Below are 15,629 nucleotides of genomic sequence, written 5' to 3'. Positions count from 1 at the left end.
CCGGCTTATATTGCGCGGTTGATACACGCCCCAGATACGTTGCACAAAATAACGACACGCCCCACTTAACACACTTATAGTGTTGCGTGCCACATTGATAAAGGAATAGGGTAAGAGAAAGGAGAGACGTTGAATGACTGAATACAACGCTGACAAGGCACAAGAAAACGCTGCGCGTGAAGAAGCTGCGCACGAAGAAACCCTGCATAACAAAACCACGCAGGAAAAAGCCGCGCAGAAAAATGCTGCGCAGAAAAAATCTGCACCGGAAATAACCGGCAGCGAACTGCGCAAGGCTGAAGAAGAAGCCCTCAAAAAGCGCCTCGCCCTGCGAGTCACCGCGCCCGGACACAAATACCCCTGGCACCGCTGGGTAATCCCCATCCTCGGAGAAACCACCGCAGGTATTGGTGCAATCCTGATCCCCGTCATGGTGGGTCAATTCATCAACCAGCACATCGCTGGCAAAGCCCCCGACGCCTGGCCCATGTTCTGGGTCGTCGTCGCCGCTATCACCTTCATCGTGATTAACGAGTTCTTCGGCTGGGGTACCTCCATGACCCTCAGCGCGGAACTCGGCCGCGACTGGCGCGCCTACATTAACCGGCTCATGGGACGCACCCGCACAACCGTTGACGCGGGTGAAGCAGTCACCGTCATGAACAAAGACGTACGACGTGTTACCAACGTCTACTTCTCACTGCCGCTATTCGTCAACGCTATGATTATCGCGTCCCTCGGTGCCGTGCAGCTCTGGCTCATCAACCCTGTCACCGCGGTCGTTACCCTCATCGGTACGCTCATTGTGGTCGGCGTGATTGCCTGGTACTCGTCCTTCCTCGAATCGAAGATTGGCGACTACCGTGAGAAGGACGGCGAAGCCTCCTCGCGCGCCTCCGACATCGCCACCGGTCTGCGCACCATCGCCGGCCTGGGCGCTGAAGAGCAGATGCGTGAACGCTACCACCGCGGCACCGACGAAGTCTTCGATAGCTACATGCGCTACGAAAAGACGCACCGCTGGATGTACCTCATCCGCGCGTTGCTTGGTGGCGTCGTGACCCTGCTCGGCATCGGCTTCGCCCTCACCGGTCACGTCGAAAACGGCCGCTGGGTCTCCGACACCCCCGCCGCGTCCCTGGTGACCGTCGCCTCCATTATTGCGATGATGGGCGGCCCCATCTGGATTACCCAGAACTTCCTGACGGAATGGCGCTACGCCAAGATTGCGCTCGCCAAAATCGCCCGCCTCGAAGGTCACGCTGGCGTACGCCAGGGCGTGCTGAAGAAGCCGCGTACCGACGAAGAAATGGCGCAGCTGGCGCGCGCCGAACAGGCAGCTGAGGCGAGCACCCTTGAGGTGCCCGTACCCGTCGCCCCCGCCGGTGCTAGCAACCCGCGCATCGTGTACGTCAACCCGCGCGACTACAACCTCACCGCGCAGGACTACGCCGAGGCGCTCGCCCGCACCCTGCGCCGCGGGGGAGAGGACCTCAAGGACGCTACCGGCCGCCGCGTGCTGCTGAGCGAACCGAACCCCATGATTTTCGCGGGAACCCTGCAGGAGCATCTGCGCCTGGGCACCGTGCCGAACCCCGACGAGGAGCTGGCACAGGCAAAGGACCAGGAGCTGCTGAAGATTACCGACTCCCGCGAAATCGCCTACCGACTGGGCGGACGCAACCCCGAAGACTACTTCGCCGCCCGCATCACCACTGAAGGCGCAAACCTCTCCGGTGGTCAGCGTCAGCGTCTGGCACTCGCCCGCGCACTCGCGCAGGATGCGCAGGTGCTCATCCTGACCGAGCCGCTGAACTCCGTGGACGAACCCAGCCAGCGCTACATCTACGATGCGATGGAAACTCAGATCGGTAGCGACCGCCTGCCCGTCGGCTACCCCGGCCTGCTACAGGATTTGGAGCAGGTCTACGTTATCTCCACGACCGCGGAGACGACCCGCCGCATGGAACGCGACGGCTACCCAGCCGCCGACTCGGGAACTCCCGCAACCACTCAGAACCAGGAGGTGAACTAGCATGGCAAAGCAGCTTCCCATTGAAACCCCCGCCTACGTGGCACGCCGCATGTGGAACTACCTCGTGGCCCATAAGGGGCGCGCCCTCTACACCTTCGTCATCTACATGGTCAGCACCCTCATGGGTGCGGTGGTGCCCCTGCAGATTGGTGCCACCGTGGACGACGTGGTGGCGGGCAAGTTCTCCAGCTACCCGTGGCAGCCGATCCTGATTATCCTGGCGGCGTTCATCGTGCAGGCGGTGACCCTCATGGTCTCCTCGTACAGTGCTGCGCGACTGGGTGCACTCGTTACCCGCGACACCAACCAGGACACCCTCGACGGCACCCTCGACCTGGATGCACGCACCGTGGAAGAAGCAGGTAGCGGCGACCTGCTCACCCGTGTGACCGATGACCTGTCCTCGGCTGCAAGCTCTGTCAGTACAGACCTTCTCGGTGCAATCTACGTGGTGCTGTACTTCGTTATCTCCACGATTTCCCTGGCGTTTGTGAGCCCGGCTATGGGTCTGATTATGCTGCCCATGATTGCCGGTCTTGCCCTCATCATGTCGAAGATGCTGCCGCTCATGGCGGCACGCAACCAGACCGCCCAGGAGTGCGTGAGTGACCTCAACAGCGTGCTGACCGAGAACATTCGCGGCACCTCCACGATTCGCGAGCTGGGCGTTCACGCCGCCCGTGAAGAGGTTTTCTCCGCTGAGAACAAGGAACGTTTGTTTGGCGCGCAGCTGGGCATGGTGCGCATCCGCCAGCTGTACTTCACCGTGGACGCCATCAACGCCTGGATCCCCACGGTTCTGTGCATGCTCTGGGGTGCCGCCTGTGTGGCTCTCGGCTGGGCAAGCTGGGGCGCCGTAGCGACTGCCTCGGTCATGGTTTTCAGCCTGCGAACCCTCGCCGACATGCTGAACAACCACGTCAGCAGCCTGCGCATCATGCTCGTGAACATGGGCCGCGTGTTTGGTGTGGTCTCCCTGGCGAAGAAACAGCGTGAGGAGCGTGCACAGCACCGCGCCGAAGCGTTCGCCGCCGTGTCTGATGAAGCCGTGAAGAACCCGGAGTATGCCATTGACTGCTCCCACGTCGCCTATGGCTACTCGCCGGACGCCCTGGTGCTTGAAGGTATCAACCTGAAGATTCGCCGCGGTGAGGCGCTTGCCCTGGTGGGCCGTTCCGGCTCGGGTAAGACCACCCTGGCTCGTCTGATTGGTGGTTCGCTGACCGCCCTGGACGGCACTATCACCGTGATGGGTCGCCCGGTCGGTCACGGCGACTTCCCGACCGATGCCGCCGCCGATGGCCGCCCGCGCCTGCTGGTCTGCACCCAGGAAGCGCACGTCTTCTTCGGCACTCTCGCCGATAACTTTACGGTGGTCGTGCCGGATGCAACCGTCGAGCAGATGGGCGAGGCGCTGGACGCTATCGGTGCCCGCTGGTGGCGCGACCTGCCGCAGGGCATGGATACTGTCGTCAGCGGCGCGGATTCGCCGCTGACTCGCGACCAGATTCAGCAGCTGGCGCTGGCACGTATTGTGCTTGCTGACCCGCACGCCGTGATTCTGGACGAATCCACCACCCAGCTGGAACTTGCGGACGCAACCGAGTCCCTGAGCGCCGTGCTGGCGAACCGTGCGGTGCTGATTATTTCGCACGATGCGCGTATCGCCTCGCTGGCTGACCGCGCGGTCCTGCTGCACGAGGGCAGGATCATTGCGGAGGGTTCACCGGCAGAGATTTTCGCCCTGACCTAAGCCTGGTGGATATGTCCGGCGATATGCCCGGCTGATAGTGCCCGGTACCGTCTAAAGCGGTGCCGGGCACTACGTGTTTAACGGGTGGTTTTCGAACAAGGGAGCCCTGAAACCTGCGCTGGAAAACCCGGGTCGGAGTGGGGTGCAGCAACGCAATGCTCAAACGAAAATTTCGGAGAGATTCGCTGGGCACCCGCAAAACTTTCAGCTCCTGAGAATCGTTGTGATAACCTGGCAGAGCGATATGGGGTGCCTTGAGACGCCCGCGACCCGCCAACCCGCCCAACACGCACCCAATGAAGGGTATACGGGGCATACGGCACAGGGGCGCACGAAACGGCGTAAGAACACTCAAGGCTGAGAGAATCACCCATTGAACCTGCTCTAGTTCGAACTAGCGAAGGGATTATCGATTATGGCAGAGCAGCCTACCGCGCCCGCGTGCGCACCCACCAACCCCTCCAATCCTGTACCCAGCGCGAGTGTATCCGGGGCACCTGGGACCTCTAGGGTGCCGAGGGTTCTGTCCATTGCGGGAACCGACCCCTCCGGCGGTGCGGGTATTCAGGCGGACCTGAAGTCCATTACCGCATCCGGCGGTTACGGAATGTGCGTGACCACCTCACTGGTCGCCCAGAACACCTGCGGAGTGCGTGAAGTATTTACCCCGCCCCTGGAATTTTTGACCGCGCAGCTTGCCGCCGTTTTTGATGACGTCACGGTTGACGCCGTAAAAATCGGTATGCTCGGCGACGCGGATACGATCCGTACCGTCCGCACCTGGCTGAGCGAGCACCCCGTGCCCGTGGTCGTGCTCGACCCGGTCATGATTGCTTCTAGCGGTGACCGCCTGCTGCAGGCGGAAGCAGAGCAGGCACTGCGCGACCTCGTGCCGCTCGTGGATGTGATTACCCCGAACATTCCGGAGCTTGCCGTGCTCTGCCAGAAGGAGCCCGCCCAGACCTTTGATGAGGCGCATGAACAGGCGGCGAACCTTGCGGCATCGACCGGAACCACCGTGATTGTGAAGGGCGGCCACCTGTGCGGTCAGGACGCCGGTAACACCGCGGTCTTCCCGGATGGCACCTGCGCACACGTGCGCACCCCGCGTCTGGAGAGCCGCAATACGCACGGCACCGGATGCTCCCTGTCCTCCTCGCTGGCAACCCGCCTGGGCGTGGAACTGCTCCGGCATACCGAAGCCGCAGAATCTTCTGAGGGCGAGAAGAATGCTCTGACCAGCGAAGACACTCACCGCGCCCTGCAGTGGAGCACCCGCTGGCTCCACGAATCCATCGCCGCAGGTGCCGGGTTGCAGGTCGGCTCCGGTGAGGGCCACGGCCCGGTGGATCACGCCGCCCGTGCCCGCCGTCTGGAGGCTGCCGCCTCCGCGTACCCGTGGCATCACCTGCTCGCCACCACCGACTCCGAGGGCAATACTCTGGATGGCACCAGCCCGGAGCGTCTGCTACCGGTCAGCCCCGTGCCCGCCGGTGAAGCCGTCGTGAAGCCCGCCGGTCCGTGGACCGCCGCCCTCTGGGCTGCCGGTGGCGAAACCTGGCGTCAGATTCTGGGCCTGCCCTTCGTGCGTGCCCTCGGTGACGGCACCCTCGACGAGGACCTGTTCTCCTTCTATCTGGACCAGGACGCTCTCTACCTGCGCGACTATTCGCGTGCGCTCGCGACCCTCTCGGCGCGTGCTGATACCGCTGAGGCGCAGGTGCACTGGGCAGCCGGTGCGCACGAGGCGATTGCCGCCGAATCGCAGCTGCACGAGGGCTGGCTGGCGAACCGTGCGCGTCTGGGTGGCCCCTCGCCGATTACGATGGGGTACACGAATTTTCTGCGTGCCTCCGCCGCCGGTGATGATTACGTGGTCGGTGCCGCCGCGATTCTGCCCTGCTACTGGCTGTACGAAGAGGTGGGCGCTGTGCTCTCCTCGAAGAATCACGCGGACCACCCGTACGCGGAGTGGCTGAGCATGTACGGTGGCGAAGAGTTCGCCGCGGATGTGGCGCGTAGCCTCGCGGAGGTGGAGCGTGCGTTTGAGGCAGCTTCACCGGCTCAGCGTGTGCGTGCGGCGCAGGCGTACTTGTCGGCGTGCGTGTATGAGCGTGAGTTCTTTGACCAGGCGCACCGAGCATTGCGTTAGTTTGCTGGGCGCTGCGCTAGCTGACGGGCGCCGCGCTAGGGGTTTGCGCTGTAGCCCCAGCCCGCAAGGTGTTTTAGGCGCCGATTCTGGGCTGAATACCGCCCCGGCATGGCATGAGATGGGTGATTGATGCTTCACTCAGACTGCCGCCGGTTCGGGGTGTGTGCCGGTTATGCTTAAGGCGTCGGTGAAAACCGTTTGCGGTAGGATTCCGGCCCTCACCCAACTGGCTGATGTACCTGCCGCGCCCGCACCTCTACGGCGTGTAACCGACCTAGGAAAGTTTGGCCCGTCGCAACCACCTCATCCAACCCCCGCGGCGGGCCAAACGCCTTCCTTTTGAAAGCGTTTCGCGTGTGAATCCCGCATAGAAATATCCCGTGCAGATACTCTCATCTGCACGGGATATTTCTATGTTCGCAGTTGCGGGTCAGCCGCCGCGGCGGGTACTTCAAGCTAGTACATCAAGCGGGGGAGTAGCCTACTTGCTCTCGCCCTTGAGTGCGCCCACGAGCGGGCCAATCACGTCCATAGGCAGCGGGAAGACCACGGTCGAGTTCTGGTCGGCGCCCAGCTCCAGCAGGGTCTGCAGGTAACGCAGCTGCAGGGAGGCGGGGGACTGGCTCAGAATGTCGGATGCTTCCTTCAGCTCGCTCGAAGCCTCCAGCTCACCGCGTGCCGAAATGATCTTTGCGCGGCGCTCACGCTCAGCCTCAGCCTCGCGAGCCATGGCACGCTGCATAGCCTCGGGAATCTCAACGTCCTTAATTTCGACGAGCTCCACCTGAATACCCCACGGTTCGGTGCGCGAACCGATGATGGAACGCAGGTCCTCGTTCAGGTCCTCGCGGTGCGCGAGCAGGGTGTCCAGGTCAACGCGACCGAGCAGGGAACGCAGGGTGGTCTGCGCAATCTGGCTGGTGGCAATCGGGTAGTTCTCAACCTCAAGCACAGCGTTCTTGGCGTTGGTCACGCGGAAGAGGACCACGGCGTTCACGCGGGCGGGGACGTTGTCCTTGGTGATGACTTCCTGCGGGGGAATGGTCAGGGTGATGACACGCATATCAACGCGCTGCAGGGAGTCAACGAGGGGGAAGACGACGTTCAGGCCGGGCTTCAGCTCCGAACGCAGGTGGCCGAAGCGGAAGGAGATGCCACGCTCGTATTCGGGGATGACGCGGAACATACGAATCAGAATAAAAAGAACAATAACGGCAACTGGGATGAGGATAGTTGCCAAAGTGACGGGATCCATGGTTTTCCTTCACAAGAATTGGGGGAGGACGGTATGTGTGCCCACCTGCCCGCGCCTCATACGGTGCAGGTAGTAGGGGTGTGTAGTAGGGGGTGCCCAGTACCGGGCTGTGTGTGGGGGAGTTTAGGGAGGGGAATTTTCCGTTCCGGTGGCATGCGGTGGTCGGCGCCCCGGCGGCACCCCGCATGGAAAACTCAAAAGAGGAATAAAAGAGAAATCCACACAGGGTAGCCGCCGAAGCTAACAGACGGACCCAACCGACCGGTCAGCCGCCGGAACGGAAAAACCTATGCAGCGCTACTTCTTCGCCATTTCCTCCGCGGCCTCAACCTCAGCCAGGTTCTGCTCCTGCAAGACCTCGTTCGTGGTCTTGTGCAGTCGCTTAACCGAGGTGCCGGTACCGCTCCATGCGGGGCGGTCCGGGTCGAGGACGGAGGTACGAACCGGCAGGGTTGCATCCGCAATCATCTGCTTGCGTGCCTGATCGGTACGGCGCTTACGCTCATTCGAAACGCCACCCCACTTCGCCGCGAAACGATCCATCTTCACGTTCACCGACTCATCAGCGGTGGATGCGTGAATATGCTTCGGATCGTTCTCGAAGTTCGCGGGGGAACGCATGAGCTTCACAGCCAGCGGGTAGGTCAGCGACAGGCAGACCACCGCGGTGGCACCCTCCACCAGAAGCTCCAGCGGGGAGTGCCAGACGATGGCGGCACCAATCAGGGTGACCACACCCAGCAGTGACACGGCAACCGCTAGCCCGCGGTGGAAACGACCCGACTCGGAGTAGGGCCATTCGTCCACTTCACGGGTAAGCTCGCGGCCGTTCGCCGAGACGGTGCAGCTGTCCTTAATAGGGCAGGTGTTGCACACGCTCGGCTTGGCGCGGTAACGCATCACTCGGTTATCCGAGTCGAAGGCAGTAGCCCACAGCCACTGGTCTTCGGGACAGAGCCACGCGTCGCTCTCTTCGTGGTAGGTGAACCCGAAGGTTCGCGCCGCCACCATGCGCTGACTGGTGCGCTTAGCGAGAATATCGAAGCCCCAACCCACGGCGACCAGGCCGAGCGCGTACGCGCAGGCCAGCCACACGAGGAAAGAAACTCCAGCAATCTGCTCAGGCATGATTAGCCTCGACGATCGCTACGGTAGGGGCTGGTCTGCTCGGGCAGCTCCTCGGCAGCCTTCGCGCCGGCGAACTCTGCGATGCGAGCGTCCTCAACCACCTCGTACAGCGGCGGCTCGGGCAGCTCAAGGACGGTCTCCTTGCCCTTCTTCGAGAAGATGGCCTGGAGAGCCAGCAGAGCCAGCTTAATCAGCGGGATGATGCCGACCAGGAAGATCACGTCACCGGGCATACGCATCCAACCCATTACGGCGGAAGCACCGTCGTGAATGAACGCGAAGGAACGAGCCTCGTAGTAGCCCTCACCCACGGACTTGTACAGCTGAGCAATACCCAGCGGCAGCAGCGAGATGAAGGACATCCACAGCAGACCAATGTTCAGAGTCCAGAAGGAGAACTTCAGACCCTTCTCAGGCCACTTGTCCTCGGGAATCAGGTAGCGCAGACCAAACACCGCGAACGCGATTGCGAGCATACCGTACACACCCATCATGGAGGCGTGTGCGTGGTTTGCGGTCAGCGCGGTACCAATTTCGAAGTAGGACACGATCGGCAGGTTAATCAGGAAGCCGAACACGCCAGCGCCGAGGAAGTTCCAGAAGCCCACGGCAATCAGGAACATGACAGCCCAACGGTGCGGGAAAGGCTTGGTGCGGTTGGAGTACTGGCGAGCACCCAGCTGCATGAAGCCCCACGCCTCAACGGTCAGGAAGGTCAGCGGAATAACCTCAGCAGCCGAGAAGAACGCACCGAATGCCATCTGCTCGGAGGGGGTACCGACGAAGTAGGTGTGGTGCAGAGTACCGATCACACCACCGACGGAGTAGAGCACGGCGTCCATCATGATGATGGAGATTGCGATGCGCTCGCGAACCACGCCGAGCAGCACGAAGATGTACGCAACCATGACGGTGGTGAACAGTTCGAGGAAGTCCTCCACCCAGAGGTGAACCACCCAGAATCGCCAGAACTCGGCGACGGTCACGTGAGTACGCTGACCTGCGAGCAGGCCGACCGCGTAGAACATGGGGATGGCGAGACCGGAGAAGAGGAACAGCCACGGCAGGGAGGTCTTCTTCGAGCCCTTCAGGCGAGCGGAGAGGGTACGCCAGACGATGACGATCCAGATGAACATACCCGCGGTGAGCAGGATCTGGAAGAATCGCGGCAGGTCCAGGAACTCCCACTGCTGCGAGAAGATGGAGTTGGTGGGGACCAGACCCTTCTGCGAGAACCATTCGTTCAGCAGCGAGCCGAGCACCACGAAGACCACGGCACCGATGAGGACGTAGGTCAGCAGACCCTGCTTCTTGGGTTCGCGGCGGGTAATCAGCGGGGCGATGAAGATACCGCCCGCCAGGAATGCGCCTGCGGTCCAGAAGAGGGAGAGCTGAAGGTGCCAGGTTCGGGATACCGTGTAGGGCAACAGCTGGCCCATGTCGATACCGAAGAATCCGGTGAGTTCTTCACGGTAGTGCTCGGTGAGTGCACCCACCAGAGCCTGCAGCAGGAACAGAACCAGGATCGTTGCGAAGAGCAGGCAGGCTGCCTTCTGCGAGGGGGTCAGGCGAACTTCGTCGGGCTGACGGAAGTCGAGGACGGGTGCCTCTTCCGCGTGCCAGCCGATAGCGCGGGACCAGCGGCCGTAGATGGCGAACATCAGACCGGTACCACCAATGAGGGCAATCAGGGAGAGTGCCGACCAGACCATCAGATCCGCGGTGGGCTTGTTGTCCACGTTGGGTTCGGAGGGCCAGTTGTTGGTGTAGGAGTAGGGCTGGTCGGGGCGGTCAGCCGCCGATGCCCATGCGGTCCAGCCGAAGAATGCGACGATGTCGTGCAGTTCTTCGTCGTTCTTAATGGCGTGGGGGAACAGGCCCTGCGAGGTGTCACCCTTCATCAGGGTTTCGCGGTAGTGCTTGAGCATGAGCTGGTAGCCCTTGGTCTGACCAGCGGACCAGGTGATGGTCTTGCTCTGCTCGTCGTACTTGTTCTCCTTGCGCCACTCGTTCTTGACGAGTTCGCGGGGGTCCTGCTTGCCCTGCTCACGGTACTCCTTGACAGCGGCATCGGTGGTCAGGCGCAGGTATTCTGCAGTGTAGTCGGGGCCGAGGTAGGCACCGTGGCCGAGCACGGATCCGTACTGCTGCAGGCCGCGTCCCTGGAACAGTTCCTGACCGTGCAGGATCTGTTCTTGGGTTGCGATAGTTTTGCCGTCGTTGCCGACAATTTTGTCGGGGAGCGGCATGGAGAGTGCGTAGGTGCGCATTGCAAGGACTGCCATGATGGTGAAGCCCAGGAGCATCACAAACGCAACAGCCTGTACCCAGCCTTTTCCGGCATAGGCACCGACCGTGTCTGAGCGGCGGGCAATCTTTGCTGCCTGCGCACGCGAGACGGGTTTTGTAGCCATAGTGTATGTCTCCAGTGTGCGTGGAATTTGTATGTGGAGTGGCTCCGACGCACATCCGCTGGAGGGGCGGCTCACTATGTTCGGGGTGAATCGTCCTTGAGGGAGGTGCGACAGCCCACCCTGCCTCTTATTCTTGCATATTAAATACGCATTTACGAAACTTTGCTGACGTAGCGTCACAATGTGACGCGGCTACTTTGCTGGAAAATCTGCAATCGCACGGCGAAAAACCTGAAATATTACGTTGAGGTTGAATCCTTAGCTTCCGTGCTGCCTTCCCGCCTGTAACGGGGGAGCTTCGGGGCGGAAGCTGGGTAGGCTCCCTCAAGCGGGGCTTTTGCTCGGGTTCCTGTTCGGGCTCCTACCTGAGCTCCTATCGGGGCTCTCGCTGGAATCATTGATGGCGGGCGCATCCCAGCATGTGGAAGGGGAGCGCGGCACCCCTCACGTTCCTACACCCGGGTGTGGAATAATAAAACCCGGTACTACTAAACACAGTACAAATTTTTTTCAGTACAGATTCTGTACACCCGAATGGCGCGCCATCTGAAGGGGTCGCTCACCCCGCATCCACGGCGGACCGCCGCCACAGCCCGCAATCTATCGGCACCTCAGGAGAGTTCACGTGCTTCTCTACAAAACCACCCAGAAAGCAGTCACCGGAATCCTACGCACCGTCTTCCGCGCCCGCGTGACCGGACTCGAAAACTTCCCCGCCACCGGACCGGTGATTGTCGCCTCCAACCACCTGTCCTTCCTGGACTCCATCATTATTTCCGCCATGATGCCGCGCCGCGTGGCGTTCCTCGCCAAGGCTGAGTACGTGAACACCCCCGGTCCGCGCGGCAAAATGATGAAGGCGTTCTTCGAAGCCGTGGACATCATTCCCGTGAACCGCTCCGACCGTTCCGAATCGCTCAAGGCACTCGATATTGCCCTGGAGAAGTTGCAGGAGGGTAAGGTCTTCGGTATTTACCCCGAGGGCACCCGCTCCCGCGACGGCTACCTGTACCGCGGCAAGATTGGTGTGGCGTGGCTGGCGCACATGACCGGCGCGCCCGTGGTTCCGGTCGGTCTGATCGGTACCGACCGCCTGCAGAAGCCCGGCTCGAACATGATTTACCCGCGCCGCTTCACGATTCGTGTGGGTAAGCCGCTCTACTTTGAGAAGACCGGCGAGAAGATGACCGGCAAGCAGCGCCGCATCACCACCGACGCGATTATGGATGAGATTGCTCAGCTGTCCGGTCAGGCGCGAAAGCACGAATACAATGTTTCGCCCTCAGCCGCACGTGACGCAGGCTAGGGCACGCGCCGCCTATACCGCGTAGACTTAAACCGCGCATTCACGCACCCACCCCCGCGCTTTGGGGGAGGTTGGTGCAGGATGCGCGGTTTGTCGTATGCGCGAGCCCGAGATGACCTCGGCAGGCCCCGGCGGTCTCGCGAGCCCCACCAAGAGAACCGCTGCAAAGAACCACCGTAAAGCCCAGCAGAGCGAGGAGAAAGTACCCATGGCAGAGCCCTCCAGCTACCGCCCCGCCCCCGGCGAAATCCCCACCGACCCGGGCGTTTACCGTTTCCGCGATGCCGACGGCCGCGTCATCTACGTGGGTAAGGCGAAGAACCTGCGTAACCGCCTCAACAGCTATTTTGCGTCCCCGCAGACGCTGAGCCCGAAGACCTACGCAATGGTGCATACGGCGGCGAGCGTGGAGTGGACCGTGGTGGCGAGCGAAATGGAATCGCTGCAGCTCGAATACACCTGGATTAAGGAGTTTTTGCCGCGGTTCAACATTGCGTTCCGCGACGATAAGTCGTACCCGTACCTGGCGATTACCGTCAATGACGTGTACCCGCGCGCCATGGTGACCCGCGGTGAGCGCCGTAAGGGCGTGCGCTATTTTGGTCCGTACTCGCAGGCGTGGGCGATTCGTGAAACCCTGGATGCGTTGCTGCGTGTGTTCCCGGTGCGCACCTGCACGAACGGCGTGTTTAACCGCGCGAAGAATAGCGGCCGGCCCTGCCTGCTCGGTTATATCGATAAGTGTGCGGCGCCGTGCGTGGGCAAGATTAGCGCCGAGGAGCATCGCGAGTTGGCACGCGGGCTGACCCGGTTTATGGGTGGTGGTGCTGAGAAGCATATCGCCCAGTTGACCGCGGAAATGAAAGCCGCCGCCGCTGATATGGACTTTGAGCGCGCCGCGATTCTTCGTGACGATATTGCCGCGCTGACTAAGGCGTTTGAACGTAACGCCGTGGTGCTCGGCGCGACCGTGGATGCCGACCTGTTCGCCTACGCTGAGGACGACCTGGAGGCGTCCGTTCAGGTGTTCTTCGTGCGCGGCGGCAGGATCCGCGGCCAGCGCGGCTGGATTGTGGAGAAGGTCAACGACAGCACCGACGCGCAGCTCATCGAGCAGCTCATCGCGCAGGTGTACAGCGATATTGCGGCGAGCCTCGCCTCCCAGAAGGACGCCGAGAAGAGCCTGAACAGCTACGATATTCCGCGTTCCGTGCTCGTGCCGGTGGAGCCCGAGAATAAGGAACAGCTGGCGTCCTGGCTGGCGGAGGTGCGCGGCGGGCCCGTGGAGATTAGCGTCCCGCAGCGCGGCGACAAGGCAGAACTCATGAAGACGGTCGCCGAGAATGCGCGCCAGTCGCTGACCCTGCACAAGAGCCGCCGTGCGGGCGATTTGACCACCCGTAGCGCCTCCCTCGTGGAGCTACAGGAGGCGCTGGAACTGCCCGACCCGCTGCTGCGCATCGAGTGCTACGACATTTCGCATGTGCAGGGCACGAACGTGGTCGCCTCCATGGTCGTCTTTGAGGACGGCATGCCCGCGAAGAACGCCTACCGCACCTACGGCATTACCGGCGACGCCGCACGCGACGATACCGCCAGCATGTACGACGTCATTACGCGCCGATTCAAGAGGCACCTGGCGCAGCAGGCGGAACGCGAGGCAACCCCCGTGCAGTCCGGCGAGATTGACGCCTCCACGCCCGAGCCTGCGAAGTTCGCCTACCCGCCGAACCTGGTGCTCGTGGACGGTGGCCCGCCTCAGGTGGCTGCCGCCTCCGCCGCGCTGAGCGACCTGGGCATCACGGACGTGCACGTTGCCGGCATCGCTAAGCGCCTGGAGGAGCTGTGGCTACCGGACGACGACTACCCGGTCGTGCTGCCGCGCACCTCGCAGGCGCTGTACCTGGTGCAGCGCATCCGCGATGAGGCGCACCGTTTCGCTATCACCTTCCACCGTTCCAAGCGCGGTAAGGCGATGGTCGCCTCCGCCCTGGATGAGGTGCCCGGTCTGGGCGAGGTGAAGCGTTCCGCGCTGATTAAGCACTTCGGGTCGGTGGCTCAGATTAAGCAGGCGAGCGCCGAGGAACTGACGGCGGTACCGGGTATTGGTCCGGCGTTGGCTCAGAAGATTCTGGCGGCGCTGACCTAATCCTCTGGCTGGCGCTGGCCTAAGTGCCTGCTGGCGCTGACCTAATCCTCTGGCTGGCGCTGGGTGAAGGCCCGCCCGGGGTGTGAACGCAACACCCCGCCTCGTAATCGGGCTTAACAAACGTGTCATAATTGAAGGAAACCGTCATCATTACGAGCGCGCTATCTTCGCGCGCCCTCAACCAGTAGAGTGGAAACCGTGAGTAATAACCATCTGCGCCTATTCACCAGCGAGTCGGTGACTGAAGGCCACCCCGATAAGATTTGTGACCAGATTTCTGACGCCATCCTTGACGGCATCATCGCCCAGGATCCCGCAGCGAACGTTGCTGTGGAGACCATGGTAACCACCGGTCAGGTGCATGTTGCTGGTGAGGTGACCACCTCCAGCTACGTCGAAATCCCCTCCATCGTGCGCGAGACCATTCTGGGTATCGGCTACGATTCCTCCACCCGCGGCTTCGACGGCGAGTTCTGCGGCGTGTCCGTCTCCATTGGTGAGCAGTCCCCGGACATTAACGCCGGCGTGTACGAGTCCCTCGAGGTTCGTCAGGGTATTGCTGCTGACGAGTACGACCGCCAGGGTGCGGGAGACCAGGGCATCATGTTCGGTTACGCATCCAACGAGACGAACGTGCTGATGCCCGCCCCGATTTGGCTGGCGCACCGCCTCTCTGAGCGTCTGACCAAGGTCCGTAAGGACGGCCTGCTGACCGAGCTGCGCCCCGACGGCAAGACTCAGGTGACCCTCGGCTACGATTCGAACAACGTGCCTGTCTCCGTGGACACCGTGGTTGTTTCGAGCCAGCACACCGCAAGCTACGACCTGGCTGACCTGCGTGCGGACATTGAGAAGCACGTTATCGCACCGGTTTTGGGCAGCGTCGAGCTGGATTCCTCCAACGCCAAGTTCATTGTGAACCCCGCTGGCCGCTTCGTTCAGGGTGGTCCCGTGGGTGACGCGGGCCTGACCGGCCGCAAGATTATTGTGGACACCTACGGCGGTTCGGCTCGTCACGGTGGTGGCGCGTTCTCCGGTAAGGACCCGTCGAAGGTGGACCGTTCCGCAGCGTACGCAATGCGTTGGGTTGCGAAGAACATTGTGGGTGCCGGTCTTGCTGACCGCGCCGAGGTTCAGGTTGCGTACGCTATCGGCCAGGCAGCGCCGGTCGGTCTGTACGTTGAAACCTTCGGCACCGAGAAGGTCGACCCGATCAAGATTGAGAAGGCTGTGCGTGAGGTCTTCGACCTGCGCCCGCTGGCAATCATTAACGAACTGGATCTGCGCCGCCCGATTTACAAGAAGACCGCAGCTCACGGCCACTTCGGTCGTACCGAGCCGGAATTCACCTGGGAGCGCCTGAACCGCGTGGATGCACTGCGTTCGGCAGTGTCCTCCTCCTAATATCTGTCAGGGTAGAGGAGCACGCTGATTCGG

General features: G+C 61.9%; 9 protein-coding genes and 1 riboswitch. Of the genes, 6 read left to right on the top strand and 3 right to left on the bottom strand.

From position 1 onward, the window contains the following. Positions 1 to 133: 133 nt before the first annotated feature. From RM6536_RS08830 to RM6536_RS08820, 3 genes are all read left to right on the top strand, one after another. Entirely contained in the window at positions 134 to 2,035 is a 1,902-nt protein-coding gene (locus RM6536_RS08830; protein WP_060824850.1) for an ABC transporter transmembrane domain-containing protein, read from the top strand. A 1-nt stretch (position 2,036) separates the two neighbouring features. After that, positions 2,037 to 3,788 carry an ABC transporter ATP-binding protein gene (locus RM6536_RS08825; RefSeq protein WP_060824849.1) on the top strand — a complete coding sequence of 584 codons (1,752 nt, stop codon included), beginning with the start codon at positions 2,037 to 2,039 and terminating at the stop codon, positions 3,786 to 3,788. 235 nt (positions 3,789 to 4,023) lie between these two features. Then, positions 4,024 to 4,212, top strand: a riboswitch (TPP riboswitch). Continuing rightward, the gene (locus RM6536_RS08820; protein ID WP_231917962.1) at positions 4,204 to 5,940 is read left to right on the top strand and encodes a bifunctional hydroxymethylpyrimidine kinase/phosphomethylpyrimidine kinase; all 1,737 of its coding nucleotides are present in this window, start codon (positions 4,204 to 4,206) and stop codon (positions 5,938 to 5,940) included. (Overlaps the previous riboswitch by 9 nt.) A gap of 481 nt (positions 5,941 to 6,421) precedes the next feature. Here RM6536_RS08820 and RM6536_RS08815 read toward each other — a convergent pair whose 3' ends face one another. The 3 genes from RM6536_RS08815 to RM6536_RS08805 form a co-directional block, all read right to left on the bottom strand. Then, positions 6,422 to 7,195: a slipin family protein gene (locus tag RM6536_RS08815; RefSeq protein ID WP_005506196.1), complete on the bottom strand. Its 774-nt coding sequence runs from the start codon at positions 7,193 to 7,195 to the stop codon at positions 6,422 to 6,424. A 297-nt stretch (positions 7,196 to 7,492) separates the two neighbouring features. Next, on the bottom strand, positions 7,493 to 8,323 hold the full coding sequence (locus tag RM6536_RS08810) for a transposase (RefSeq protein WP_060824847.1): 831 nt from the start codon (positions 8,321 to 8,323) through the stop codon (positions 7,493 to 7,495). Between the two features lie 2 nt (positions 8,324 to 8,325). After that, on the bottom strand, positions 8,326 to 10,737 hold the full coding sequence (locus tag RM6536_RS08805; RefSeq protein ID WP_060824846.1) for a nitric-oxide reductase large subunit: 2,412 nt from the start codon (positions 10,735 to 10,737) through the stop codon (positions 8,326 to 8,328). A 625-nt stretch (positions 10,738 to 11,362) separates the two neighbouring features. Here RM6536_RS08805 and RM6536_RS08800 point away from each other — a divergent pair. From RM6536_RS08800 to metK, 3 genes are all read left to right on the top strand, one after another. Beyond that, positions 11,363 to 12,043: a lysophospholipid acyltransferase family protein gene (locus RM6536_RS08800; protein WP_060824845.1), complete on the top strand. Its 681-nt coding sequence runs from the start codon at positions 11,363 to 11,365 to the stop codon at positions 12,041 to 12,043. Between the two features lie 208 nt (positions 12,044 to 12,251). After that, positions 12,252 to 14,192, top strand: coding sequence for an excinuclease ABC subunit UvrC (gene uvrC / locus RM6536_RS08795; protein WP_060824920.1), 1,941 nt, complete (start codon positions 12,252 to 12,254; stop codon positions 14,190 to 14,192). A 198-nt stretch (positions 14,193 to 14,390) separates the two neighbouring features. Beyond that, positions 14,391 to 15,596 (top strand): methionine adenosyltransferase, encoded by a 1,206-nt coding sequence (gene metK / locus RM6536_RS08790; RefSeq protein ID WP_005506182.1) that lies wholly within the window; start codon positions 14,391 to 14,393, stop codon positions 15,594 to 15,596. The last annotated feature ends 33 nt before the right edge of the window (positions 15,597 to 15,629 follow it).

Origin of the sequence: Rothia mucilaginosa (genome assembly GCF_001548235.1) — a bacterium.
In the GTDB taxonomy this organism is placed as follows: Bacteria; Actinomycetota; Actinomycetes; order Actinomycetales; family Micrococcaceae; genus Rothia; species Rothia mucilaginosa_B.
The sequence above is the reverse complement of the archived record's forward strand: the minus strand, read 5'-3'. Positions and strand labels throughout refer to the sequence as shown.

Coding starts and splice junctions, on each gene's coding strand:
- RM6536_RS08830 (WP_060824850.1), top strand. CDS start 134: ATGACTGAATACAACGCTGACAAGGCACAAGAAAACGCTGCGCGTGAA.
- RM6536_RS08825 (WP_060824849.1), top strand. CDS start 2,037: ATGGCAAAGCAGCTTCCCATTGAAACCCCCGCCTACGTGGCACGCCGC.
- RM6536_RS08820 (WP_231917962.1), top strand. CDS start 4,204: ATGGCAGAGCAGCCTACCGCGCCCGCGTGCGCACCCACCAACCCCTCC.
- RM6536_RS08815 (WP_005506196.1), bottom strand. CDS start 7,195: ATGGATCCCGTCACTTTGGCAACTATCCTCATCCCAGTTGCCGTTATT.
- RM6536_RS08810 (WP_060824847.1), bottom strand. CDS start 8,323: ATGCCTGAGCAGATTGCTGGAGTTTCTTTCCTCGTGTGGCTGGCCTGC.
- RM6536_RS08805 (WP_060824846.1), bottom strand. CDS start 10,737: ATGGCTACAAAACCCGTCTCGCGTGCGCAGGCAGCAAAGATTGCCCGC.
- uvrC (WP_060824920.1), top strand. CDS start 12,252: ATGGCAGAGCCCTCCAGCTACCGCCCCGCCCCCGGCGAAATCCCCACC.